This window comes from Alphaproteobacteria bacterium LSUCC0719 (assembly GCA_040839025.1).
Taxonomy (GTDB): Bacteria; Pseudomonadota; Alphaproteobacteria; order Puniceispirillales; family Puniceispirillaceae; genus UBA8309.
In genome coordinates this window covers 1-23,477 of the sequence record JBFPJN010000003.1, presented here as the reverse complement: position 1 = coordinate 23,477, position 23,477 = coordinate 1, and the positions used below count along the sequence as shown (strand labels likewise).

Annotated in this window: 30 protein-coding genes; 18 read left to right on the top strand and 12 right to left on the bottom strand. The window is 59.9% G+C overall.

Annotation, left to right across the window (positions count from 1 at the left end; all coding sequences use genetic code 11):
- Positions 1–20: 20 nt before the first annotated feature.
- Positions 21–791, bottom strand: coding sequence for a lysophospholipid acyltransferase family protein (locus AB3X55_07375; protein ID MEX0503401.1), 771 nt, complete (start codon positions 789–791; stop codon positions 21–23).
- Between the two features lie 265 nt (positions 792–1,056).
- Between AB3X55_07375 and AB3X55_07370 the strand changes: the two genes are divergently transcribed.
- Positions 1,057–1,698: a hypothetical protein gene (locus AB3X55_07370; protein ID MEX0503400.1), complete on the top strand. Its 642-nt coding sequence runs from the start codon at positions 1,057–1,059 to the stop codon at positions 1,696–1,698.
- Positions 1,699–1,706: 8 nt separating this feature from the next.
- On the opposite strand, the gene AB3X55_07365 is transcribed toward AB3X55_07370, so the two are convergent.
- Both AB3X55_07365 and AB3X55_07360 read right to left on the bottom strand, forming a co-directional pair.
- Complete coding sequence (locus AB3X55_07365) at positions 1,707–3,671, bottom strand: ABC-F family ATP-binding cassette domain-containing protein (protein MEX0503399.1); 1,965 nt, start codon at positions 3,669–3,671, stop codon at positions 1,707–1,709.
- A 1-nt stretch (position 3,672) separates the two neighbouring features.
- Positions 3,673–4,413, bottom strand: a complete 741-nt coding sequence (locus AB3X55_07360) for a TerB family tellurite resistance protein (protein ID MEX0503398.1) — start codon at positions 4,411–4,413, stop codon at positions 3,673–3,675.
- A 96-nt stretch (positions 4,414–4,509) separates the two neighbouring features.
- Between AB3X55_07360 and AB3X55_07355 the strand changes: the two genes are divergently transcribed.
- Positions 4,510–4,752, top strand: a complete 243-nt coding sequence (locus AB3X55_07355) for a sulfurtransferase TusA family protein (protein ID MEX0503397.1) — start codon at positions 4,510–4,512, stop codon at positions 4,750–4,752.
- Between the two features lie 32 nt (positions 4,753–4,784).
- Here AB3X55_07355 and AB3X55_07350 read toward each other — a convergent pair whose 3' ends face one another.
- Positions 4,785–5,135 carry a hypothetical protein gene (locus AB3X55_07350; GenBank protein MEX0503396.1) on the bottom strand — a complete coding sequence of 117 codons (351 nt, stop codon included), beginning with the start codon at positions 5,133–5,135 and terminating at the stop codon, positions 4,785–4,787.
- A gap of 23 nt (positions 5,136–5,158) precedes the next feature.
- On the opposite strand from AB3X55_07350, the gene AB3X55_07345 reads away from it, so the two are divergent.
- Genes AB3X55_07345 through AB3X55_07330 form a run of 4 tightly spaced genes read left to right on the top strand, consistent with a single transcriptional unit; the run spans position 5,159 to position 6,773 of the window.
- On the top strand, positions 5,159–5,923 hold the full coding sequence (locus AB3X55_07345) for a lysophospholipid acyltransferase family protein (GenBank protein MEX0503395.1): 765 nt from the start codon (positions 5,159–5,161) through the stop codon (positions 5,921–5,923).
- An 18-nt stretch (positions 5,924–5,941) separates the two neighbouring features.
- On the top strand, positions 5,942–6,334 hold the full coding sequence (locus AB3X55_07340) for a DUF2237 family protein (protein ID MEX0503394.1): 393 nt from the start codon (positions 5,942–5,944) through the stop codon (positions 6,332–6,334).
- 38 nt (positions 6,335–6,372) lie between these two features.
- On the top strand, positions 6,373–6,576 hold the full coding sequence (locus AB3X55_07335; GenBank protein ID MEX0503393.1) for a hypothetical protein: 204 nt from the start codon (positions 6,373–6,375) through the stop codon (positions 6,574–6,576).
- Positions 6,573–6,773, top strand: a complete 201-nt coding sequence (locus AB3X55_07330) for a hypothetical protein (GenBank protein MEX0503392.1) — start codon at positions 6,573–6,575, stop codon at positions 6,771–6,773. Before AB3X55_07335 ends, AB3X55_07330 begins: the two co-directional genes overlap by 4 nt.
- A gap of 29 nt (positions 6,774–6,802) precedes the next feature.
- Here the strand turns inward: AB3X55_07330 and AB3X55_07325 are convergent, their stop codons facing one another.
- Positions 6,803–7,144, bottom strand: a complete 342-nt coding sequence (locus AB3X55_07325) for a TfoX/Sxy family protein (protein MEX0503391.1) — start codon at positions 7,142–7,144, stop codon at positions 6,803–6,805.
- A gap of 227 nt (positions 7,145–7,371) precedes the next feature.
- Between AB3X55_07325 and AB3X55_07320 the strand changes: the two genes are divergently transcribed.
- The 4 genes from AB3X55_07320 (at position 7,372) to AB3X55_07305 (ending at position 9,839) form a co-directional block, all read left to right on the top strand.
- Entirely contained in the window at positions 7,372–8,310 is a 939-nt protein-coding gene (locus tag AB3X55_07320; protein ID MEX0503390.1) for a homocysteine S-methyltransferase family protein, read from the top strand.
- Positions 8,311–8,327: 17 nt separating this feature from the next.
- Complete coding sequence (locus tag AB3X55_07315) at positions 8,328–8,831, top strand: YbaK/EbsC family protein (GenBank protein MEX0503389.1); 504 nt, start codon at positions 8,328–8,330, stop codon at positions 8,829–8,831.
- Positions 8,832–8,928: 97 nt separating this feature from the next.
- Positions 8,929–9,303, top strand: a complete 375-nt coding sequence (locus tag AB3X55_07310; protein ID MEX0503388.1) for a rhodanese-like domain-containing protein — start codon at positions 8,929–8,931, stop codon at positions 9,301–9,303.
- A complete protein-coding gene (locus tag AB3X55_07305) occupies positions 9,300–9,839 on the top strand; it encodes a tetratricopeptide repeat protein (protein ID MEX0503387.1) in 540 nt (179 codons plus the stop codon). The genes AB3X55_07310 and AB3X55_07305 overlap by 4 nt, the downstream gene beginning before the upstream one ends.
- A 349-nt stretch (positions 9,840–10,188) precedes the next feature.
- Here the strand turns inward: AB3X55_07305 and AB3X55_07300 are convergent, their stop codons facing one another.
- A complete protein-coding gene (locus AB3X55_07300) occupies positions 10,189–10,533 on the bottom strand; it encodes a hypothetical protein (GenBank protein ID MEX0503386.1) in 345 nt (114 codons plus the stop codon).
- Between the two features lie 165 nt (positions 10,534–10,698).
- On the opposite strand from AB3X55_07300, the gene AB3X55_07295 reads away from it, so the two are divergent.
- The 3 genes from AB3X55_07295 to AB3X55_07285 all read left to right on the top strand — a co-directional run bounded on the left by AB3X55_07295 (position 10,699) and on the right by AB3X55_07285 (position 13,122).
- Positions 10,699–11,217 (top strand): glutathione peroxidase, encoded by a 519-nt coding sequence (locus AB3X55_07295; protein MEX0503385.1) that lies wholly within the window; start codon positions 10,699–10,701, stop codon positions 11,215–11,217.
- A 78-nt stretch (positions 11,218–11,295) separates the two neighbouring features.
- On the top strand, positions 11,296–12,594 hold the full coding sequence (locus AB3X55_07290) for a DUF3422 family protein (GenBank protein MEX0503384.1): 1,299 nt from the start codon (positions 11,296–11,298) through the stop codon (positions 12,592–12,594).
- 21 nt (positions 12,595–12,615) lie between these two features.
- Entirely contained in the window at positions 12,616–13,122 is a 507-nt protein-coding gene (locus AB3X55_07285) for a DUF3291 domain-containing protein (protein ID MEX0503383.1), read from the top strand.
- 3 nt (positions 13,123–13,125) lie between these two features.
- On the opposite strand, the gene AB3X55_07280 is transcribed toward AB3X55_07285, so the two are convergent.
- On the bottom strand, positions 13,126–14,115 hold the full coding sequence (locus AB3X55_07280; protein MEX0503382.1) for an alpha/beta fold hydrolase: 990 nt from the start codon (positions 14,113–14,115) through the stop codon (positions 13,126–13,128).
- 219 nt (positions 14,116–14,334) lie between these two features.
- Here AB3X55_07280 and AB3X55_07275 point away from each other — a divergent pair, with 219 nt between their 5' ends.
- The gene (locus tag AB3X55_07275) at positions 14,335–15,399 is read left to right on the top strand and encodes a cobalamin-independent methionine synthase II family protein (GenBank protein ID MEX0503381.1); all 1,065 of its coding nucleotides are present in this window, start codon (positions 14,335–14,337) and stop codon (positions 15,397–15,399) included.
- A gap of 42 nt (positions 15,400–15,441) precedes the next feature.
- Here AB3X55_07275 and AB3X55_07270 read toward each other — a convergent pair whose 3' ends face one another.
- On the bottom strand, positions 15,442–15,957 hold the full coding sequence (locus AB3X55_07270) for a hypothetical protein (GenBank protein MEX0503380.1): 516 nt from the start codon (positions 15,955–15,957) through the stop codon (positions 15,442–15,444).
- A gap of 207 nt (positions 15,958–16,164) precedes the next feature.
- Here AB3X55_07270 and AB3X55_07265 point away from each other — a divergent pair, with 207 nt between their 5' ends.
- The gene (locus AB3X55_07265) at positions 16,165–16,560 is read left to right on the top strand and encodes a helix-turn-helix domain-containing protein (protein ID MEX0503379.1); all 396 of its coding nucleotides are present in this window, start codon (positions 16,165–16,167) and stop codon (positions 16,558–16,560) included.
- A gap of 75 nt (positions 16,561–16,635) precedes the next feature.
- Here AB3X55_07265 and AB3X55_07260 read toward each other — a convergent pair whose 3' ends face one another.
- From AB3X55_07260 to AB3X55_07250, 3 genes are all read right to left on the bottom strand, one after another.
- A complete protein-coding gene (locus tag AB3X55_07260; protein ID MEX0503378.1) occupies positions 16,636–17,265 on the bottom strand; it encodes a hypothetical protein in 630 nt (209 codons plus the stop codon).
- Positions 17,266–17,334: 69 nt separating this feature from the next.
- The gene (locus AB3X55_07255; protein MEX0503377.1) at positions 17,335–18,471 is read right to left on the bottom strand and encodes a DUF1501 domain-containing protein; all 1,137 of its coding nucleotides are present in this window, start codon (positions 18,469–18,471) and stop codon (positions 17,335–17,337) included.
- Position 18,472: 1 nt separating this feature from the next.
- Positions 18,473–19,966, bottom strand: coding sequence for a DUF1800 family protein (locus tag AB3X55_07250; protein ID MEX0503376.1), 1,494 nt, complete (start codon positions 19,964–19,966; stop codon positions 18,473–18,475).
- Positions 19,967–20,088: 122 nt separating this feature from the next.
- Between AB3X55_07250 and AB3X55_07245 the strand changes: the two genes are divergently transcribed.
- From AB3X55_07245 to AB3X55_07235, 3 genes are all read left to right on the top strand, one after another.
- A complete protein-coding gene (locus AB3X55_07245; protein ID MEX0503375.1) occupies positions 20,089–20,862 on the top strand; it encodes a dienelactone hydrolase family protein in 774 nt (257 codons plus the stop codon).
- A 258-nt stretch (positions 20,863–21,120) separates the two neighbouring features.
- The gene (locus AB3X55_07240; protein MEX0503374.1) at positions 21,121–21,843 is read left to right on the top strand and encodes a hypothetical protein; all 723 of its coding nucleotides are present in this window, start codon (positions 21,121–21,123) and stop codon (positions 21,841–21,843) included.
- A gap of 498 nt (positions 21,844–22,341) precedes the next feature.
- Positions 22,342–22,713, top strand: a complete 372-nt coding sequence (locus AB3X55_07235) for a cupin domain-containing protein (GenBank protein MEX0503373.1) — start codon at positions 22,342–22,344, stop codon at positions 22,711–22,713.
- Positions 22,714–22,872: 159 nt separating this feature from the next.
- On the opposite strand, the gene AB3X55_07230 is transcribed toward AB3X55_07235, so the two are convergent.
- Positions 22,873–23,190 (bottom strand): putative quinol monooxygenase, encoded by a 318-nt coding sequence (locus AB3X55_07230; GenBank protein ID MEX0503372.1) that lies wholly within the window; start codon positions 23,188–23,190, stop codon positions 22,873–22,875.
- Between the last annotated feature and the right edge of the window lie 287 nt (positions 23,191–23,477).

Sequence of the window (23,477 nt, the reverse complement as noted above, 5' to 3'; positions counted from 1 at the left end):
GGCGCGCCGCGATAACCGGGTCAAGACGGGTCGGTCGGTGAAGTTTCCCGGGCGCGGCGTGGCCGGGTGTCAGGCAGGCACAGCGCGTCGGCACGGTGTCCAAGCTCGGTCAGCGATGTTTCCACCATCCGCCGGTAATGGTCCAGCGAGGCACCGCCACTGCGGCCATCACCCGCCGGTACATCGATCGGCGGTACATTGCCCGCCGATACATTGATCGGCGGCACATGGATTGGCGCGCCCATCACCAGCCTGCCACGCGACAGCGGTTTCGGGATCATCATCCTGTCCCATCCACCGGCGCGCCAGTAACGGGTGGCCGACCAGCTGAGCGGCAGGATGGGGCGGCCACTCAACCTGGCAAGCGCCACCGCGCCGCGTGCGGCGGTGCGGGCCGGGCCGCGCGGCCCGTCGGGCGTGATCGCCACCGACCTGCCATCTTCCAGCGCGCGCACCATCCCGCGAAGTCCGGAAAATGGCGCGCGGCTTGACGAGCCCCAGATCGTGCCGATGCCAAAGCGCCGGATGCAGGCCGCCATCATCCGCCCGTCGGCATGCGGTGACTGCAGGGCGCAGAGCGGACGGCGCGACGGCCAGAGCCAGGGCATGGCAAACAGCTTTTCATGCCAGAACACGACGATGATACCGGGATGGGCCGCCATGAAATCGTCCAGCGCGCGCCTGTCGGCGCGGCTCCAGCGAATGCTTGTCATGAGAAGTCCGATGATGGCGGCAACCAGATACCCGAAAACAATATGTCCGCCGCGTGACCGGATCGCAGCCTTGATCATGCGTATGACACCTGTTGTCTGTTGCCTTCCATAGGGTGGGCATTAACAGGTGAAGTCAAATCATGGCGGGATGTCGGGATGTGGCGGCAGGCTCACACAAACGTGACTGTACAGGCGGCACGCTCTGCTTTCATAAGGTTGGTATAAGTAGCCCTTAGATTCCGCCCCGGTTTTACCCTTTGCGCCGGGGCGGAAAACAGCCTTCAGGACTTGCAGGAACGTCAAGGGCTTTTGGGAGTGGAAGGCTTTGTGACGTGAGGCAAAAATGACATTTCAACAAGACCCGAAGCTGATCGAAATGCTTCTGAACATGCAGAGGTGCAGCAATTTCGGCATATGCAGGGATGCGCAATACGATCCGTCTGCAGGACATGTTCCAAGGGGATTTTCAGGCGCGACTGGCACATTGGATGAAGTCCTGCTGATCATGGTCATGGCTGAGCCGGGGTTTCCCTTGGGCGATGAGACCTATTCGGGAGATCCAGCCACAGACCTGAAGACATTGTTGAGTTCCAGATATTTGAGAAGGGGTGAGAATCTCATTCATCGGAATGTCGTGAATTTTCTGAACAGTGTTTTCCCGATGTTTTCCGGAAATTTCGATGAGCTTTTCAGGCGCGTATGGTTGACGGAGAGCCGTCACTGCTCCATCGCCGTGGAAACCGGACATATTCCAAAACGGGAACGGTTGATATGCTCTCGGAAGCATTTGGTCGAACAGGTTAGGCTGTTTCCAAACGCGATTGTTCTACTGGCTGGCACGAAGGCTGGACAGGCGCATGGTCTGATTGACAACGCAATTCAGTGCGGTGCATTTGCCCCTCCCGGATGCAATCACTTCAAGGTAAGACAGAGCCATGCCGAAGCAGCGGAGAAAGTCAGGCATCACGTGGCGAAATATCTGTAATTTCCACACTATCCGTTGTTCAATGCTTCCTCGGCTTCGGCGGCTTCCAGCCAGCGGGTCTCCTTGGCCTCTTTTTCCGTCCGCGCTGTGGCCAGCCTGTCGGCGGCGGCGGTAAACCCGTCCGGGTCGCTGGCAAAAAAGGCCGGGTCGGCAAGCCGCGTTTCCAGCCTGTCTATTTCAGCCTCCAGCACCTCGATCTCGCCGGGAATCGTGTCCAGCGCATGGCGGTCCTTGAAGCTGAGCTTGGCGGTGCGGTTGCCGGTCGGCTTTGCGGTCTGCCCAGCGGCCCGTCCTGTGCCGCGACGCCCGCCTGTCTTGCCGTTCACCCCCATGCTACCCATGCCGCTTTCGCGGGCCGCGCGGCGCGCCATCGCGGCGGTGCGCCGTTCCAGATAGTCGGTATAGCCGCCGGCATGCGCGCTGACCTTGCTGTCGCCTTCAAAGGCCAGCAGCGCGGTGACGGTGCGATCCAGAAAATCCCTGTCATGGCTGACGATCAGGATCGTGCCGTCATATTCGGCGATCACCTCCTGAAGCAGGTCGAGCGTTTCCATGTCGAGGTCGTTTGTCGGCTCGTCGAGAACAAGGAAATTATGTGTTTCGGCAAACAGCTTGGCCAGCAGCAGCCGGTTCTGCTCGCCCCCCGACAGGGTGGCCACCTTCTGCGTCATCTTGTGGTCGTCGAACAGGAAATCGCGAAGATAGGCGGTGACATGTTTCTGCTGTCCGGCAACCTCGATCATGTCGCTGCTGCCGCCCGTCAGCACTGTCCAGGGCGATGAATTGCGGTCAAGGGCGCTTCGCTGCTGGTCGAAATAGGCCGGGTTCAGGCCGAACCCCTGGCGCACGCGCCCGCTGTCGGGGTTTGCCAGACCCAGCAGAACCCGGACAAGGGTCGATTTGCCGATGCCGTTCGGCCCGACAATGCCGATCCTGTCGCTGCGCCGGACCAGCATGTTGAAATGGGTCAACAGCTGGCGGCGTGCCGCTTCGGTGCCCGATGCGTCGTCATTGTCGCCGATATCCTTTGCGCCAATATCCTTTGCGCCAATATCCTTTGTGCCGGTTGGTGGCAGCGGCACCGAGATCGACAGATCAATGGCCTCGAGAACAAGCTGGCCACCGCCCTCGGCCGGGCCGGTTTCCATCTTCATGGTGCGCTGGGTGATGCCGCCGGTGCGGGCCCGTTCGAGGCGCAGCGTCTCCAGCTCGCGAAGCCGTCCCTGATTGCGCTTGCGCCGTGCCGAAATGCCTTCGCGCGACCATTTTGTCTCGGCGGCGATGCGGCGATCCATCTTGTGAAGCACCACCGCCTCTTCGGCCAGAATGCCCTCGGACCAGCTGTCGAACTGGGCAAAATCGCCGTCACGGCGGCGCAGTTTGCCACCATGAAGCCAGACGATGCCGGTGCCCAGATTGCGCAGAAAGGCGCGGTCATGGCTGACCACCAGCAACGCGCCACGGTGCTGGCGCAGCATCTCCTCCATCCATTCGATGGTCGGCATGTCCATATGGTTTGTCGGCTCGTCCAGAAGCAGCACATCCGGTTCGGTATAGAGCGCGCGGGCAAGCGATACGCGCCGCGACTCGCCGCCCGACAGCCCGTCCGACAGCCGGTCCGGGTCAAGCCCCAGCCGTTGCAGGAATTCCTCGGCCTTGTGGATTGGCACCGGCCGGCCAAGCCAGTCGGCGTCATGGCCTGCGGTCACCACACTTCGCAATGTCATGCCCGGCGGGATCACGGGGGCTTGCGGCAGATAGGCGACGCTGGATCCGGGCGCCATCCACAGGCTGCCTTCATCCATGTCGGCGCGGCCCGCCATCAGTTTCATCAGGCTTGATTTGCCGGCCCCGTTGCGTCCGACAAGTGCCAGCCTGTCGCCGTCATGAAGCGTCAGGTCGCCGCCACGCAGCAACCAGCGGTCACCAAGATTGATGCCGGCGGCGGCGATGGTCAGAAGCGGTGTTGGCATGTCATGAGACCCCCACGCTCATCCCGCGAGCGCGCGCCATGCTTTCATAGGCGGCATTGATTCTGGCCAGCCTGTCATTCGCCGCGGCGATGAATTCCTCGGGCATGCCGTCAGCCATCAGCCTGTCGGGATGGTGATCGCGGACAAGGGCTTTCCAGTGGCGGCGCAAGGCCTCGTCCGAAATATCCTTCTCGACCCCAAGCACATCCCACGGCTTTGGACCGTCGGTGGCATGAAGCGCCATCATCCGCTGGAAATCCTCCTGCGAGAATCCGAAAATATCCGCAACCCGGGCCAGATAATCGATTTCGGGTGGCGACAGATCATTGTCCGAACCGGCGATATGGAACAGCAGGTCCAGAAGCTGTTCCAGTACCGGCGCGCGCGGGCTGAACATCCGCGCCACCTGATTTGCGTAATCCTCGAATCCGTCCGGTGTCTGGCGCGCCAGATCCCAGAACCTGCCGACCTGCCTGACCTCGGAGGCCGGGATATGGACACGCTCGCGAAAGGCGGCGATCTCGTCGCGGCTGACAATGCCGTCGGCCTTGGCCATTTTCGCCGACAGGGCGATCATCGCCACCGTAAAGGCCACGCGGCGGCTGGCGTCGGTTTCGGGCCGCTGCGGCGCGATGAAGCCGCGTTCCACGGCAATGCCGGCCGCCGCGCCAAGCAACCCGCCAATCGGCCCGCCAAGCGCCGCGCCGGCAGCACCGCCAATGATCATTCCCCAGATACTCATCCGCCTATCTAGCGGCTGGCAAGCCTTCAGCGCAAGTCGTGCTGCGATGATTTGGCACTGGTATCGCATCTGGTCACGATCTAATTTGATGCCGCTATGGATGGATCAACCTATGAAATCACGGTCAGCCTCGACCTGACGGGGCTGAAATGTCCGCTGCCGGTGCTGAAAGCGCGGCGGCAGATCGGGCAGATGGAGTCAGGCATTCTCGAGGTGCAGGCCGATGATCCGGCAGCGCCGCTCGATTTCGAGCATTTCTGTGACACCGCCGGGCTGACCCTGCTGAAAAGCGTCGCCGCCGACGGGCTGTATATTTTTCACATCAGGGTCGGCAGCTGACAATTTAGCCAACGTAGGTTAGCCAAGCCGGGTCAGCCAAGGCAGTTCAAGTGGAATGCGTAGGCCTGCGGGCCATCGGGCGGGCCGTCATACAGCCCCAATTCGGCACATTTGATGAAAAATCCGGGGGCCGGCAGGCCGCCGCGCGCCCGCGAGATCACACGGGCGCTCAACAGCGGCGCGCCCGCACCGGCGTCGGTTTCAAGCCGCTTTTCAAGCCAGACAGTCAGCCGGTGGATGCGATGCCGGCCGGTTATGCCCGCCGCATCGGCAAGCTCGGCATAGGTGATCAGCCTGTCCGCCGCCGCCGCCGCGGCAAGCGCCATATCGGCGCGGCTGTGCCAGCCATCTTCGGCTGTGTCTGCGTTCTGATCATCTGTCATGTCGTCCGTTTCCCGATAAAGATTTGCGCCGATTGCCTGTGCTGTCGATTGCGCCTATTCTCGCCGCCATGATGTATCTCAGATCATGGATCTTCAACATCCTGTTTTATGGTGTCACCGCGGTGCTGGCCGTCATCGTGGTGCCGACCCTGCTGTTGCCGGCGGCGGCGATCAGGGCTGTTGCCCGGTTCTGGGGCTGGCTGACGGTGGGGCTGCTGCATATTGTCGGTGCCTCGCACAGGGTGTCGGGCGCCCCGCATCTGGATGATCAGGTCATCTATGCCGCCAAGCATCAGTCGGCGTGGGAAACCATTGTCCTGTCGCTGCTGCTGCATACGCCGACGGTGGTTCTGAAGCGTGAATTGCTGATGCTGCCGCTGTTGGGGATGTATTTCCAGAAATCGGGCTGTGTGGCGGTGGACCGGTCGGCCGGGATGCGCGCCCTGCGCAAGCTTCGCGATGATGCGGTGGCGGCGCGTGACCGTGGCCGCTCGCTGTTGATCTTCCCGCAGGGCACGCGCGTGGCCCCCGGTGCCGAGCAGAAATACGAGATCGGTGTGTTCGCGCTGTATGAGGCCACCGGTCTGCCGGTGGTGCCGATCGCGCTGAATTCGGGACATGTCTGGGGGCGCAACAGCTGGCTGAAACGACCCGGCCGGATCGAGGTGGAATTCCTGCCGCCGATTGCCCCCGGTCTGTCGCGCCGTGCGTTCATGGCCGCGCTGGAAACCGCGATAGAGACTAGAATGGCGGTTCTCGACGCCCCATATCTTCACCTTCAGGATTAATTCAGGCCGGAGGTCATCATGGACGGCTCGCAGGGACGCCCGGAAGGACAGAAAAACGTGCTTGGCGGCGCGTTGCAGAGCTGTTCGCAGGATCCGGTGACGGGGTTTTTTCGCGATGGCTGCTGTCATACCGGCCCGCAGGACCAGGGTCTGCACACCGTCTGCGCCGTGATGACCACCGAATTTCTTGAATTCAGCAAATCTGTCGGCAACGATCTGTCCACCCCGATGCCGCAATTCGGCTTTCCGGGCCTGAAGGATGGTGATCAATGGTGCCTGTGCGCCGCGCGCTGGGAACAGGCGCGCGAGGCTGGCAAAGCGCCGAAGGTGCGGCTGCTGTCGACAAACCGGGTCACGCTTGCCGTCTGCAGGATCGAGGATCTGAAGGAACATGCCGTCGACCTGCAGTAACCTGCCATGATAGGATCAGGGCGAACCAGGAGGCCTGCATGCTGACACTCGACCAGAAAGTCACACTTCACTGCACCGACACCGGCAAGGACGCCCCGGGCACGATTGTGCGGATCGCGCCGAACCGGGTGGATGTGATGCTGGATGGTGGTGGCAACATCCTGATCTCGCTGTTCATGCAGAAACCGGGGCTCTATGTTGGCAGCCAGTCGGGCCTCGAATTTGTGATGCGGACCTCATGACAATCGCAGACAAACCATCAACCGGGGGGCGCGAACCGGATCAATCCGACCCCGTGCCATCACGTCCGGCCGATCTGTCGGTCTGGATGATCTGGGCGGCGGTGATGCTGGTGGCGATTGCCATTCTGCCCTTTGCCGCGCGAAGCCAGGATGTGGTGCGCGCCATTGCCACGATGTGCGGGTTCAGACTGGACTAGGTCACTACTCTGGGCCAAGTCACTCTGGACTAGGTCACGCTTGACGGCTTTGGGGGCAGTGCCGCGCAGAACAGGATCGCCATATCGACATAGCGTTGCAGATCGGCATCCTCGGCAACCCCTTCGGGTGCGATCATTGCCCATCCGCGCATCACCCTGCCGGTCAGGTCCATCGGTCGCACATGCGGCTCTTCGCTGATCGCATCCCACCCGTCAGTGCCGATGCGGATCACCAGCATGTCGTTCCAGACGCCGACGCACATATGGCCGTTCATCAGGAATCCATAGCCACCGAACATATGGGTGATCTCCATTTCGATGATACCCATCATCATTTCGTCAAGGCGTGCCGCCAATCCCGGATCATACATTGTTCCAGTCCCCCATGCTTCCGGCCTCCCATGCTTCCGGCCTCGCCGCTGCAAGAACCGGGCTGCCAGAGTGCCATCGCCGCACCGGCGGGGGCAAATCACAAGAAGCGGCGCAGGCCGTCCAGACATGTCAGGATCCGTCACAAGGCGGTGCAGACCGTTCAGGTTGCTTGCCATGCGGGCGGAATACATCCTACGATGGATGCGAATTCTGTAGAGGGCTGAATGTGATCATTCTTGACGGTGGACTGGGACGACAGTTGGAAGCCATGGGAGCCCCCTTCAGGCAGCCGGAATGGTCGGCGCTGGCGCTGATGGAGGCCCCGCAGATGGTCCGCGACGCGCATGATGCCTTCATTGAGGCTGGCGCTGATGTCATCACGACCAACACCTATGCCATTGTGCCGTTTCATATCGGGGAAGACCGCTACGAGGCGCAGTCCGAGGAGTTGCTTGCGCTGGCGGCCAAGCTGGCCCGCGATGCCGCCGATGCGGTGCCGCATTCGGTGCAGGTGGCGGCCAGCATTCCCCCGATGTTCGGCAGCTACAAGCCGGACGCCTTTGAAATTCAGGGCGCGCGCCGGATGATGCAGCATTTCCGCCGGTTTCTGGCGCCGGTGGCCGATATCTTTATCGGCGAGACGCTGAGTTCGATCAGCGAGGTGACCACCTATCTCGACATGTTTGCCGATTGTGCGGCCGATCTGTGGGTGGCGGTGACGCTTGAAGATGTCGATCCCGTGCCGGGCAAGCCGCGTCTGCGTTCGGGCGAGCCGTTGACCGAGCTGCTGCTGTCAATCGAGGGGTTGAGATTCGACGCCCTGCTGTTCAATTGCAGCCAGCCCGAAGTGATGAATGACGCGGTCGCGCTGTCCCGGTCCGAACTGGAAGCCTTTGCCCGCCAGCATGGTGCCTCGCGCCCGATGATCGGGGCCTATGCGAACGCCTTTCCGCTGATGAATGACGATTACGAGGCGGCGAATGAAAACATCCACCAGCTTCGCAAGGACATAACGGTCGAGGCCTATCTTCGCTTTGCCACGCAATGGGCCGAAAGCGGGGCGGATATCATTGGTGGATGTTGCGGCATTACCCCGGACCATATCCGCAAGCTTGCCGAAACCCTCAAGGCGCCGCCACCGGTGGCCGCGCCGGACTACGCCTGAGGGGGTCTGTCGCGCAGATGTCCGATGCCTTTCTGGAACATCCCCAGGTTCGTCATGCAGCGTCGTGCCTTGCCGCGGCCGGGCATCCGCACCAGGTTATCGCGCTGGCCGACACCGCGCGAAGTGCCGCCGAGGCCGCGGCCGCGCTTGGTGTCGAGACCGGCGCCATTGTGAAGACATTGATGTTTGTCGCCGGCAATGACGACCTGCCGGTGATCGCGCTGGTGGCCGGTGACAGGCAATGCGATGTGTCGGCGCTGGCGGCCCGTGTCGGGGTGGCGACCCCCTGTCGGCGGCCGGACGCAGCGCGGGTCAAGGCGGTCACGAACTATTCCATCGGCGGGGTGTCGCCAATTGGCCTGCCGGCGGATCTGCCGGTCTTTCTCGATGGCTCTCTGTTTCGCTTCGACACCGTGTGGTCGGCGGCCGGGCACCCGCATTGTGTGTTTCAGGCAAGCCCGGCGGCGCTGTGCGCCCTGACCGGGGCGACGCGGGTTGATGATATCGGCATCAGCGGCTAGGCGCGCTTGAACGCGGTGGATCAGTGCCTATCTGAGGCAGATACACCATTCCGGGGGCAGCCGGACCCGCGAGGCGGGCATAACCAGTGAGGGCAGCATGAAACACGCACAAGATTATCTCGCCGAGGCAAATGCAGCGGTTCCGCGGATCAGCGCCGAAGACGGTGTGGCGATCCATCAGCAGGGCACCGCCGTCTTTATCGACGTTCGCGACAGCGGCGATGTCGCCAAAACCGGCACCATTGCCGGCGCGTTGCGGATCCCCCGCGGCTTTATCGAATTCGCCGCCGACGACACAACCAGTTTCCACAATCCCGCGCTGCAGAAGGACAGTGAAATCCTTCTTGTCTGCGCGGCCGGTGGTCAGGCGGCGCTTGCCGGCAAGACATTGACCGAGATGGGCTATCAGAACGTGACCAATGTCGGCGGCATCTCGGATTGGATCGCGGCTGGCGGAGAGACGGAGTCATGACCCGCAGAGGGCAGGCCGGCACCCGCGCCGAACAGCGCCAGTCCCCCTTGCCTTGGATGCTGGCCGCAGCGCTCGTCGCACTGGCGCTTGGCATCGCCTCAGGCCTGGCACATGCCGCGGGCAGTGACTCCAGCGGATCGGACAGTTCCGGGTCCAGCTATGGCAGCGCGTCGATGTCGAAAGACATGCGCAAGGCGTCCTATTACATCAACAAGCAGGATTACAAGGCCGCGTTGACGCATCTGGAAGCCGAAATCGCCACCAATCCGGACAGCGCCGATGCCTGGAACCTGACCGGCTTTGCCGCGCGCAATCTTGGCGATTACGCCCGTTCCGAAGTTGCCTATGACAGGGCGCTTGCCATCAACCCCGCGCACAAGGGGGCGCTGGAATACAAGGGCGAGCTGTATCTGAAACTTGGCAATCTTGCCGGTGCCGAGGCGCTTCTGGCACGCCTCAGCAAGGTCTGTTCCTTCAACTGCGAGGAAAAGAAAGAGCTTGCCGAGGCCATCGAAGCCTACAAGAAAGCCAACTGACGGTTGGGCAAGCCATCAAGAAGATAAAAAAAGGGAGGCCGAAGCCTCCCCGATATCAGATGTAAAAAAAGGGAGGCCGAAGCCTCCCTTTTCGTTTGATGGATAAGATAAGCGCAAATAGCCTGCGTCAGGCGTGACCACCGAGGCTGCTCTTCAATCCGCCCGCCACAATTGCATTATCAACACCGATCGAACTAGACATCAGATCACCTCCTTTACTTTGTTAAACCGATAACAATAGACTAGGTGCGGATGACGGCAAAGTCACGTCCGGGCGCACGCCGCGCGGCAATTTGTCCGGTATGTATCTTGTCCAGCGCGTATCTTGTCCGGCGTGTCTTCCGGCGTGTCAGCCGCCAAACAGTCCGGTGGCAAGCCGGGTCAGCGCGTCAAGCCCGTCGGCCAGCGCGGCGCTGATGCCGGTTGCCATGCCGGCCGCCATGTCGGTTGCGGTTTTGCCCCATGACGCGGCGGTGTCGCCGGCATCGGCAGCGATATCACCTGCCGGCAGATTGCCCAGCCTGCGCAGGATTTCACCTCCCGCGCTGGCGATATTGCCGGTGGTGTCGATGATGAAGGCGAGCGCATCGTTATACAGTTCATCACCATTCAGGCTGTCAAAGGCGCCAAGCGCCCGTTCCATCACATTGTCCCGGCCATCGGCCAGACCGGTATCCTGCTGATCTTCAGTCATGGGTGAACACGCCTTTCTACCCGGACCGCAGCCTCGACCCTTGGTCCTGGCCGGTTAGTCCCTACATAAAAGCCAGACGAAACCCTGATGAAACGGGACGCGGCGATGTTCAGACGACATGTAATGCGATTTACCAATCTTGTCGCCTGCCTTTGCGCGACCCTGATGATGGAGACAATGATGGCCGGGACGGCACGTGCTGGCGAGGTCACAGCGCATGATTTCACCTTCGAGAGCATTGACGGGGGCCCTTTGCGTCTGGCCGATTATGCCGGCCGGCCGATCCTTCTGGTCAACACCGCGTCGATGTGCGGGTTCACGCCGCAATATGAGGCGCTGCAATCGCTGTGGGCGGAATATCGCGATCGCGGCCTTGTTGTGCTGGGGGTGCCGAGCAATGATTTCGGCGGCCAGGAATATGACAGTTCAGCCGAAATCAAGCAGTTCTGCGAAATCAATTACGGGATCGACTTTCCGATGACCGAAAAGGTCGCGGTCAAGGGCGATGACGCGCATCCCTATTACCGCTGGGTCGGAACGCAGGGGCGGCTGATGGTGCCGAAATGGAATTTCCACAAGCATCTGATTGATGGCGAGGGACGTATCGTCGACTGGTTTGCATCGACAACGGCCCCCGATTCACGCAAGGTCATCGCAGCCATTGAAAAGCAGCTTGGCCGCTGACGCCGCCACCGGACTGTTGATTCCCGGCTGACGATACCCGGCTGATGGGTGACGGATTGAAAATGTGGAGACGCGGAGATGGATGAATTTGCGCTGCGACGCCCCCTGTCGGACGAGCTGCATGCCCGTGCCTTTCACGATTTCGACGGGGCCGGGCGGTTCATCCGCTTTGTCTTTCTGACCGATGGCAATGCTGTCGCCATTCTTGACTACATCAACCGGTTTCTGACGGCGGCAGGGCGCGAGCCGATCCCGGCCGGAACAAAGTTCCTGCGGCTTGAGATGGACGGCTATGCGCTTCGCGTCGAACAGCATACCGAATTCATGTCGGTCAGTTTTGTCGAAAAGGGGCACCGCCGGGCCACCGGCCTTCTTGCCGATGCCTTCGACCCTGCCATTTCGCATCTTCCCCTTGCCTGGGCGCGTAAAATCCCGGCGCCGGTCTTTCACGCCATATGGCTGGAAATCGGCGGCAAGCCGCCACGGGGGCTGACCCCTGAAAAGATGATGGCAACAATGGACAGCCGCGCGATCGCCTCGAACAATTTCAGCAATGGCGATGCGCAGCTGCATTTCGCCTTTGACATCGACCGCGCGGGGTTCTCGCGGATTGCGCTCTTCAATCAGGGCATTTCGCCAAACCGCATGGGACGTGTGGTGCAGCGTGTTGTCGAGCTTGAAACCTACCGGTTGCTGGCGCTTCTGGGGCTTGCCGCCGTGCGTGACAATACCGGCATGCTTGGACAGATCGAAAACACCGTCGGCGCGCTGACAACCGATATGGCGGCGCAGATCAAGCAGGCGGACGGCCAGGTGCAGCAGCTTTTGTCGGTGCTGTCGACACAGGCGGCAGACCTCGAGGAAATCTATTCGCGGACATCCTACAGGCTGGCCGCCACAAAGGCCTATGAGGCCATCCTGATGGACAGGATTGCCAGCCTGCAATTCTCGCGGCTGGCGGGGTTTCAGGGGGTTCGCGGATTTCTGGGACGACGGATGACGCCGGCGCTGGACAGCTGCCGTGCCTTTTCGGAACGGCTGACGCGGCTGTCGGAACGGATCACACGGGCAGGTGATCTGTTGCAGACCCAGACCGAGATGATCATCCAGCGGCAAAATCGTGACCTTCTGAGTTCGATGAATGCCCGCGCGCGCCAACAGCTGCGGCTTCAGCAGACGGTTGAACGCCTGTCGGTCGCCGCTGTCACATATTACGGTGTCGGGCTTGTCGGATATCTTGCCAAACCCCTGCCGCTTGATGAATGGGCGCTCGACATCAATCTGGTCAAGGCGGCGGCCGTGCCGGTGATTGCCTTTCTGGTGTGGCTTGCCATCCGCGGCGTGCGGGCCGGTCTTCACGACCATGAGGATGATTGATCAGGGTAGGCTGGTGTCCGCATGTCACACTCCGAGATCACCTTTCCGCATCCGGACGGGCATCATCTGGCGCAGGTGAATTTCGCCACCGCCATTGCCGATCTTGATGACCCTGTCATGGCGGGGTTTGTCACCGCGCTGGCGGCGGTGAACGGCATTGCCGAGAAATCGCCGGGCTTTGTGTGGCGCCTGAAGGACAAGGATGACGAGGCGGCGGCAATGGCCATTCTTGGCGATCCGCGCGAGACCTTCACCCTGTCGATATGGCAAAGCGCCGCCGATCTGGAATTCTTTGCCTGGAACACCGTTCATCGGCGTTTCATGAAGAACCGGTACAGATGGTTTCTGCCGCCAGGGGCACCGTTTCTTGTCATGTGGTGGATCCCGGCCGGCACCATCCCGACCTTTCCCGATGCGCTGGCGCGGCTGAAGCGGCTGCGCGAGGAGGGGCCATCAGAGGCCGGCTTCGGCTGGGACAATCTTCCGGGAACGCGTATATGGCAGACCACAGGCCCACCGCCTGTCTGAAGGCTAGCCCCTGATGGCGTTGCACCAGGCGAGCGTGGCCCGGATATGCCAGTTCAGCTTGCGGTCATGGAACCCGACATGGCCGCCCCCCTTTGTCACCACGATGGCGGTGCCGGCACCGGCGCGGCGCGGTGCCGGTCTGGCAAGACAGGGCGTGACAGGCACCCACGGATCATTCGATCCCTGAAGAACCAGCGTCGGAATAGCAAGGTCGTCCATCCGCCGGTGGACACTGGTGGCGGCGTAATAGGCGGCGCTGTCGGCATATCCGGCCAGCGGTGCCGTTACCAGATCGTCAAATTCATAGAGGCTTTGCGCCGCCGCCGCCGCGTCACGATAATGCCGGTCCAGCCCCGGTGCCGTGGCGGCAATATCCTTCAGCCCGGCCAGCATGTAGCGGATATAGAGCAGATTGCGCCGGGAGCTGAACTGTCTGGCTGTCGCTGTCATGTCGAGCGGGGTGCCGATGGTGACAAGGCCGGCAAGGCGTGCCGCCTGATCCGGAAACGCCAGCGCCATGTTGAGCGCCGCCGTCCCGCCAAGTGAATGTGCCATCATGAACAGCGGCACACCGGGATCAAGCGCTGCGGCGGCATCGATAAAGGGAATCAGGTCCGCGCCGGCACCGGCATTGTAGGTGCCGCGCGCCAGCTTTCGGGCCGGACCGGCGCCGCGCATGTTGATCCTGAGAACACTGTAGCCGGCAGCCAGAACCTGTGGCACCAGCCACCAGATATGCTGGGCATCCATGCACCCGTTCAGCCCATGGACGGCGATCATGCATCCCCTCGACGTGCCGGTCGGCGGATGAAAGGCGGCCAGCAGCCTATCGCCGTCATCAAGGTCGAGCAGAATTTCGCGGGAAGGGGGCGGGGGCGGCGCGTCACGACGCAGGAAATGCCGCATTGTCTGCAGGTCGCCGCCAAGCCAGGGCGCGGCCTCGCCAGAAAAGGGCGGGATCAGACCGCCGGCATCATTGCGAAGAAACGTCATGCCGCATCATCTTTCATGTCATCGCGCCGCGCAATATGTGGCTGTCGCTGGCCGCCGACAGTCCAGCTGTTGTCCTGCCTGTCCGGTCGTACAGGACCGGTAACGGGCGGCTGTGAAGATGAATCTTCCGCCGGTCGCCGTGGATGCGTATATTGCCGGGAGATACCGGCGGCATTCCGGCCTCCGGCTGTCCACCTGCCGGGATCAAGGAGAGTTGCCGTGCCAGAAAAGCTTTCAACCACTGTCATCGGGTCCTTCCCCAAGCCCGATTACCTGCCAATCCGCGACTGGTTCGATTCGGCCCGTGATCGTGGCACGATGAACGCGCCCGAGGTCACGCAGGGCTATTCGGCCTATCGCATGTCCGACGCCGATGAGGCGCTGTTTGTGCGGGCCGCGAAAGAGGTTATCGCGCTGCAGGTTGACGCCGGCATTGACGTGCCGACCGATGGTGAAGTGCGGCGCGAGAACTACATCCACTATCATTGCCGGCATGTCACCGGTTTCGATTTTGCGACACTGGAACACAGGGTGCTTCGCGACGGTGCCTATGAAACCGATCTGCCGGCGATCAGGGGGGCTGTCAGCCATGACGCCGCGCCCTACAGCCCGCATGATTTCAAGGCCAGCCAGTCTGTCAGCAAAAAGCCTGTCAAATTCACCCTGCCGGGACCGCTGACCATCATGGATACCACCGCCGACTGCCATTACGAGGACCGGCCACGTCTGGCGCGCGATCTTGCCGCGACGGTGAACAAGGAGATACTGGCGCTTGCCGATGCGGGGTGTCGTCACATTCAGCTTGATGAACCGCTGTTCGCCCGGCAGGTGGATGATGCGATGGAATTCGGGCTTGAGGGCGTCGAGCGATGTTTTCACAAACTGCCGTCACATGTCACCCGCGCGGTGCATATCTGCTGCGGCTATCCGGACCATCTCGATGACGAGGATTACAAGAAAGCCGATCCGTCGAGCTATCACAGGCTGGCGCGTGAAATGGACGGTCTCGGTTTTGACCAGGTCTCGATTGAGGATGCGCATTGCTGTAACGACCTGTCACTGCTTGATCTGTTTGCCCGCAAGCAGGTGATATTCGGGTCGGTTGCGGTGGCCCGCAGCCGGATCGAAACCGTCGAGGAGGTGATGACACGGCTTCGTCAGGCGCTTGACCATATCGACCGTGACAGGCTGGTTGTGGCACCGGATTGCGGTCTTGGCATGCTGACGCGTGATCTGGCGGTTGCCAAATTGAAGGTGATGTGCGCCGCCGTTGCCGAACTGTGACGGCCCGCAAGTGATCCGGCAACCGGCCTCTCGGTCGGCCTCTCAGCCATTGCCGAGCATGAAACCGGTGATGCCGGACAGGAACCACCCGGTGACCAGCATGACAAGGCTGGTGATGACGCGGCGCCTGTTCAGCGATCGGTCCATGATCGATTTTGTCAGACCGATCGCCAGCAGCGGTGCCAGACCGGTAAAGAAAATGCCGAAGGTCAGCATGCCCATGAAGATTCCGGCAAACGGCATGGTGAAAGCCGCGTCCGCCGGCATCACCGGCAGACAGGCCACCGCGCCGACCGGATAGGTCAGAACCGGCATTGTCAGACCGATACGGGCCGGGTCATGCCTGTCACGCAGTGCCGGCAGGTTGGCGATGAAGACATACAGATGCAACGCCAGCGGGATCATCGCCACGGCAATCAGGGCATCCTGGGTGGCCGGTGCCGAGGTCAGCATCAGCACGGGAACCATCAGGACCAGCACGGCAATCCAGGACAGCAGCACAAGCCGCCATGCGACCACCGGATCGCAAGCGTTGAAGACACGGTGAAAGATGGTCATGGCGCAGACTGCCGGCAGGTGGGAAACGGGTATGCACTCTATCGCGTCCCTGCGCGTGTTACAAATGCGCCCTGATGGGGGCATCTGGTGACGCGAGCGTCCGGCCTGTAACAGCAGGATTGTCCCCACAGGCATTGACAAAATCAGTTAAAATACCCCATTTTCGACATATTGACGTAATGTGAATATTTAAGAGGAATCCCGCCCGTGGTCGCCAACCTCAGTTCGAATGTATTGTCCCCGTCCGAGCCGGAATCGACGCTTGGGGAACGGCTGCAGAAGGCCCGGCGGAATGCCGGTCTGTCGATGGCGCTGGCGGCGCATCTTGCCGGCGTGAAACCGGCGACGCTCCGTGACTGGGAGCGTGACAGGAGTGCCCCGCGGGTGAACAAGCTTGTCAGTCTGGCGGGTATCCTCGGTGTCAGTCCAACCCATCTGATGGCCGAGGAGGGGCAGTCCGAAAATCCTGTCGCCACTTCGCGCGGCCGGCAGGAAAAGCTTCTCAATCATCTGAAGGCCGAGATCAGGGAGATTGAGGCACAGCAGAAGGCGCTGACAAAGCGCCTGAGCGCCGCATTGGGCATCCTGAACAAACTGAAATGATCACTCTCGCCCTTGGCGAGGTGACATATGGCATGCCGTTGGCCACCAGTTCTGCGTCGGGCAGATCATCGCGATCTAGAGTGGCCGACAATCCTTGAGTTCGAGCAGACCGTCCTGCCAGTCATCAACATAAAACTCATAGAGACCGGCAAGTTCTCCTGATGCGCCCTCTGCCTTGCGCTCGGCAAGCTGGACATAGAGGGGCGGCAGCGCCACCTCGCCCTGATTGATGAACAGATGGAAATACGGCATCTTGCCGATTGGCAGAGAGCCGCGTGTCCATCTCAGATTGGCCTCATCCTTGAGATGCTCGGGCGTGGCCATGCCGCCCGTCCTCCAGTAATTTTCGCCAAATTCAAAAACGCCGTCACTCACCGTCAGTTTGCCACGCGCCAAACGTTCAACGCGTTTATTTTCCAGCATCCGGCGCTTGATCTCGAACTGGCAGCTTGTGGCCGCAAAATCTGTCCAGATATTGGCGTTGGAGAAGTCGAATTGATTTGGCAGCCGTTTCAGGTTGGCGATCTGGTCTGCATCAATCATCACGTCAAAGGTCTGCAGCACTTTTGATTTGCCAAGCTTGCCCGGCATTGAACCGGACTTACGGTTGCTCTGTTCGACCGTCCCGTCAGATTTGAATGTCAGCGCCACCGCACTTTGTACCGGCAGCCCCGACACGGCCAGAACCATGCCGAGCATGATCATACAGACAGCGTTAGATGTGCGGTGCAGCGTCAGTGTTATCAAGTTGGTGGTCCACGTCATATCGGCTGCCTATCCGAACAGGGTATCCGTCATCCGCGGCAGCGCGGCGTCATAGAACACCTGCGAGGCGACAAGGTCATGATCGAGGCCGAATGCCGCCTCGACGCATGCCGCGCACACTGATCGATAATCGATGGTCGCCTGCAGGTCGCGTTCCTCGAACAGATCGCGCGTGGCAAGTCCCGGCCATTGTGTGATGACCTGGCCTTTGCTCAGCAATCCGCCGGCCAGAAGCCCGGCCGAACCCCAGCCATGATCCGTGCCAACAGAGCCGTTCATCTTTACCGTCCTGCCAAATTCCGTCAGCGTCAGGATCACGGTGGTGGACCAGGCGTCCTTCAGTGTTGATTTCAGTCCAAGAAAAATATCATCGAGTTCGGTCAGCTGGCGGGCATGATTGCCGTCATCACTGCCCTGCATGGCATGGGTGTCGAATTCGCGGACCCGGATCACAGCCGCGCTCGGCCCATCGGGCTTTGCCAGCTTGCTGCCGGCATATTTTGCCAGGCTGACAGGGTCGCGTGCCGCAATGTCCGGTGACCCTGCATATTTTTCCGCAACGCGTTGGAACGTTGCCGCCGCCAGCCCGTCGCGGTCCTGCATCAGCAGGGTTGCCAACTCCGGTGACGGGTCGCTGGATCCGTTCAAACTTGCCGGATAGTAATTGTCGAGTTCTTTGCTGCCGCGGATCAGCAACGGCATATCCATCGACAGGGCGCGCCCCGGCATGCCGGCAAAATCAAGCGCTCTGCCAAGCCAGCCTGTGCGATCGGAAAAGGGGACCATATTCCCTGTTTCCATGATGTTCTGGCCTTCGAAATGCGAGCGCTTGACGTAAGGAAAGCTGGTGGCGTGGACAATGCTGGCATCGCCATCGGCCAGCATACCGCCAAACCCGCCAAGCGACGGATGAAGCCCGAAAAACGGGTTCAGGCGAATGGCCCGCGCCGCGACCAGGTTCTTGCGCTGCCGATGCAGATCGGGATCGCCGATCGGTGGCACTGCTGCCAAACCGTCCAGCCCGCCTTCAAGAAGGATGACAACGATATTGCCTGGCGGCAGGTCTTTTGTGTGACCACTGATTGGAATGCCGGCAAGCGCCAGTGATGCGGTTGAGGATTGCAGAAACAAACGACGGGAAATCATCTCACGCTCCCATGAATTCTTGGCTGCAGCACAGCAGGATGAACCGCGCCTTTGCACTCGACCCTTTGTCGACCAGTGCGCGCGTTGCGGAGCTGACGTCAAGAAGGGTCATCAGTTCGTCTGCCCGGCGCTGGGGGCGGCCATGATCAAAAATCATGGCCGCAAGGCGCATCCGCCGCTCAAAATGTTCCGGAGAAATCCAGTCGACACCCAATACCGAATACCCGTCCGGCTGGCGTTGCGACCAGAAATCCTGGCCGATCTCCCGATAGAGTTTCTCCACCCGGTATTCACCGCCATGCGACAGCAATTCGCGATGCAGATCGTCAAAGCCCTGGATCATATTGGCCTGTGACATCCGCAACACAGTGATCAACCAGGTCAAGGGCCACTGGAATTTCGGCTGTGACGAGGCGGCGGCACGTTCCAACAGCGCATCATGCACGGTTGGCAGATGGCCATCGCTGTCCCGCCAGACGGATTGCAGATGGGCAACGTCCTGCGGAGATGGATTGTCAGCGATGAAATGCACGCACAGCTTGTGACACAGGTGGCGGGCCGTATGCTCACTTGCGGCCAGATCCTCGACAAGAAGCTGCAGCGCTTCGGGCCCTGCCGGATATGTTTTCCCCATCACGGTTTTCTTGCCGGGTTCGGCCTTGTTCTCGAAATAGGCGTTGTGAAAATCCGTGATCCCGGCATCCTTGAAATTCTTGACCGTTTTCGGATTGTCAAAGATGTCTCCCCAACCCGAAAGGATTTTTGCAGCCTGCCGGATATCCGCTTCGGTGTAGCCGATGCTGGGTGACGTCGTGTGAAGCTCCATCAGCTCTCGCGCCAGATTGTCGTTCAACCCAATCTGGACGCTTTTGCCCAGTTTGCGGGCGCGCTGCGACTTTTCCCCCACATTGTAGATGTTGTCGAGGTAACTCAGCATGCCGGGATGGCGTGTAATATCGTAGGCCAGATCGGCAAAGCGACCGTCGATCCCTGTGCCGATGACATGCTGGATCACATGCCCGTTCATGAAGTTGCTTTCGCGGCCACCACCGATTGTGAAGTGATTGAACCAGAAATGGATCAACCGTTGGCGAACCGGGTCGGTGCCGTAAATTCCCTGATGCGCCAGATGAAGCTGATCGATGAACCTGTGATCCCGGGATCGCAGGTCTCTTCGCACGGCATCCTTTTCCTTTTGCGACATGTCAGCCGACGCATCCACCTCGTCACTGCGCTTGCGATCATGGCGCAGCGCGGCCATGCGCGCGTCGAGATCGAACATCATGCTTTCCGGCCAGGGTTCGATGGCGGTTGCCATGGTTTTCAGGGACCGGATCCCGACCGGCCTTACCGGACTTTGAAGCTGTTGCCGTGCATCACCGACGGTTTGCAACGCGCCATGCGTTGAATCTGTGCCAAACCCGAATCTCAGCCCGAACTGCATGTTGAACCACCATACAAAATCAAACCTGCACCAACGACGGCATGCTGCCATTCACAGTCTTCCGCGTCTACAAGCTAAGATGGTGGACATGCGCTGCCGCCACAAGACTTGATTGTACGGGTCGGCACCATCATATCGCTTCCATCAGTAACTCGTGCCTGCGGGAGCGCCCCATGAAACTTCGTTTTTCCAAAAATCCTGTCACCAGATATCTCGTCGCGGCCTTCATGTCGGCGGTTGCGGCGACAGGCCTTGCCCATGCCGACGGCCATGGGCATCTGTCCTATTCTGTCGACGGCAAGGCGTTTGCCGCCCATGTCGAAATGGCTGGCGCGGCGCCGAAAGGCACCGTGTTCATCGTCCATGACTGGGACGGTCTGAATGATTACGAGAAAAGCCGGGCCAAAATGCTGGCCGGGCTTGGCTACAACGCGGTGGCAATCGATCTGTTTGGCGTTGACGCCAAGCTTGAAGGCCGTGACGACTATCGGCGTGAAACCGGCGCACTCTATCGCGACAGATCCGCCTTCAGGGCGCGTCTTGCGGCCGCCATCGATGCTGGCAGGTCGGTTTCCGACAAGGGTCCGAAAAGCTTTATCATCGGATATTGTTTTGGCGGCGCTGCCGTCCTTGAATCGGCGCGGGCGGCGATGGGCCTTGATGGCTATGTCAGCTTCCACGGTGGCCTTGGCACGCCCGAAGGCCAGAATTACGCCATGACGGACGCACCGGTGCTGCTGCTGCATGGCTCGGCCGATCCGGTGTCGGGCATGGATGACCTTGCCGGTCTTCTGCAGGAACTCCAGGCGGCCGGGGTGCAGCATGACGCCCAGATATTTGGCGGTGCCCGCCATTCATTTACGGTTGCCGGGTCGCGGGACTATGACGCCGACGCCGACGCCCGGTCATGGGATGCGCTGGTGCGCTTCCTTGATCGCAACAGCTGACGCTCGTCGTCACCATTGGCAGACCACAACGGGTGCCGTCACTGTCTTCGGGATGGTGACGGCATTTGTCTTTCGGGAATGACGGGTCTTTCTTTCGGGACTGGTGGACCTGCCTGCCATCAACCTGCCATTCTGCCATCCATCCATTCTGCCACCCATTCTGTATATCGCTGTTGACTAAGGGCGCACAGGCCATAGGCTATGGGTGATGCCCGGTTTGGCCGGGGCATCGGTGCCACGCTTGCAAGGATATGTGTGATGTATGGATTTTCCCTTCCCGTTTGTCTTGTCTGGCCCCTTCGTCTGATCGGGGTGTTTGCGGTCATTGTGACCGGCGGCATGGTCGCGATCGCCAGCCAGACCGGCCAGACCTATGACCAGATGCATGCCAAGCACCATTCATCCGGATCCCAGGATACGGGGCATGACGGGCATCATAACGGGGCCTATGACGGCCATCATGGCCATCATGACGGGTCATATATGGGGCATTATGGCGAGGGCACTGCCGCCAAACCCACCAAGCACGCAAGGCACAAGCATGATGAAGTCAATATGCCCGGTCTGCAGGGCATTGATACCACCGATGTCGAGATCAGCGATCTGAAGACCATCTTCATCAACCATATGAAAATCGACAGGGTGGTTGAAAATCTGCCGAACGGGATCAGGACGGTGACCGAATCCGACGATGCCGATCTCCGGGAATCGATTGTCACCCATGTCGCCTTCATGGTGACCCGTCTGGAAGAAGGGCGGAACCCGCAGGTCATGATCCAGTCGCCGACGCTGAACCTGCTGTTCGAAAGATATGACGAGATCGACACCGTGATCGAGATGACCGAGCTTGGCATCGAGGTGATCCAGACCTCTGAAAACAGCGAGGTGGTCGCCCTGTTGCAGACACATGCCGCCGAAGTCAGCGACATGTCGGCGCGGGGCATGGCCGCTGTCCATGAACGGATGATGAAATCGAACTGACCGGCCTGTCTTTACCCATATGGCTGGTATGTCGGCGTTTCATGGGTCAACACGCTGTAATCTATAAATTATTTTTGTTTCGATGAAGGGTGTGGCCAGACCATATCAATCACCGTGACATTGACCAATTTTTGAATTTGGCACGTTACTTGCTGATCAAGACGGGAGAGGTGGTTGCGTCTGCTCCTTACCTGTATGAAAGCAACTTGAACCCAGCGGTTGCAGATAGCCCACCTCTCATCTCCAAGCCAAACTGGCCATAATCATATGATCGGCCAGCTCTATCCGGTTACAGCATTCTGCCATCCGTGATGCACGACTGACAGCTCTCGGACAGTTCCTGAGAATGTGTCTGAAACCTTCCATGACCTTGTCTTTGCGGAAGTTGGCTTACCTGACCACGATTGTGGCGTCTAGGCTGGACCCGGCTGATCAACATTTTGATTGGTTGAAGAGGAATGAACACCAAAGCAGCATAAATTCACAGGAGAAGCCATTATGTCAAAGATGTACAAGAAATCGTTTTCCGAAGCTGACGAAGTCAAAGCGCCTCCAAAAACACACGTATCCGTTGTAAAGCTTGGCGATATGAATGCGTCAAAATTGGTCTTGGAACCTGGCTGGAAATGGTCTGACTGCATCAAGCCAATTGTTGGTGGAGACAGCTGCCAGGCCGGCCATGTGGGGGTGATTACCCAAGGCAAGCTGATGTGTGTTCACGATGACGGAACAGAAATTCTTGCTGAAGCTGGTGATGCCTATTATTTCGCGCCTGGCCATGATGGCTGGGTGGTCGGTGACGAAACGGTCATCGCTTACGAAATTGTCGGCTCCGGCAAGGATTTTGGACCTTGGCAGTCAGGTGAATAGGGCGGTCTGTCATTGTTTCGGATGAAGCCTTTCCTGAGTCAGGCTTTCCCGAGTCAGGCGTTCAAAGTCTGAACATCTATGCAACCTCATGAAAAGTGACGGCCCTGAAGGCCGTCACTGATCTCTTGGTTGAAGATGTTTCAAGGTTTGATCAGTGTTTCAACTGACAGAGGTCGGCTCGCCCCAACAAACCTTCATTTCGCCTGCCGCCCAGTTCATAAGCGCAGCCTCGAACTTGCTGCCCGCAGTTCTTTCGGGGATCTGCAGATACGCACCGAAATGCTCCGGGCTTTCCCATGTCTCCCAGAGGTGGAAACAGGTACTGCCGTCTTCAGCCGTCGAGATCATCCATTCGGCGGAGATGAATCCGGCCTGCTTCTTTGTCAACGGAAAGCCATCTTCAGAATTGGCGAGATCAGCAAAGTCTTCAGCATGTTCCGGCTTCAGGGGAAGTTCGATATAAGCAGTCTTGGACACTTGTCTCTCCTTGGTCTTCTGTTTGACTCCGTGGCATTCGGGTCAGTAGACCATGAAACAGGAAGGTGTCGTCAAGCTTGCAGAGCAAATTGTTGTGGAAAACGCAATTTGCCCGATGCGGATTACCCCTCTCCATAACCGTCACCAATCACCTGCAAACACGCAATCTGCTTGCAATTCAGTTGGTTAGCACATGATGTGATGGGGGGAATGGTGCTGGTGGAGAGGTAGGTTTCTCTGCACAAGCACCGTACGCATCACGTAATCGAAGCTACGCCTAGAATCTC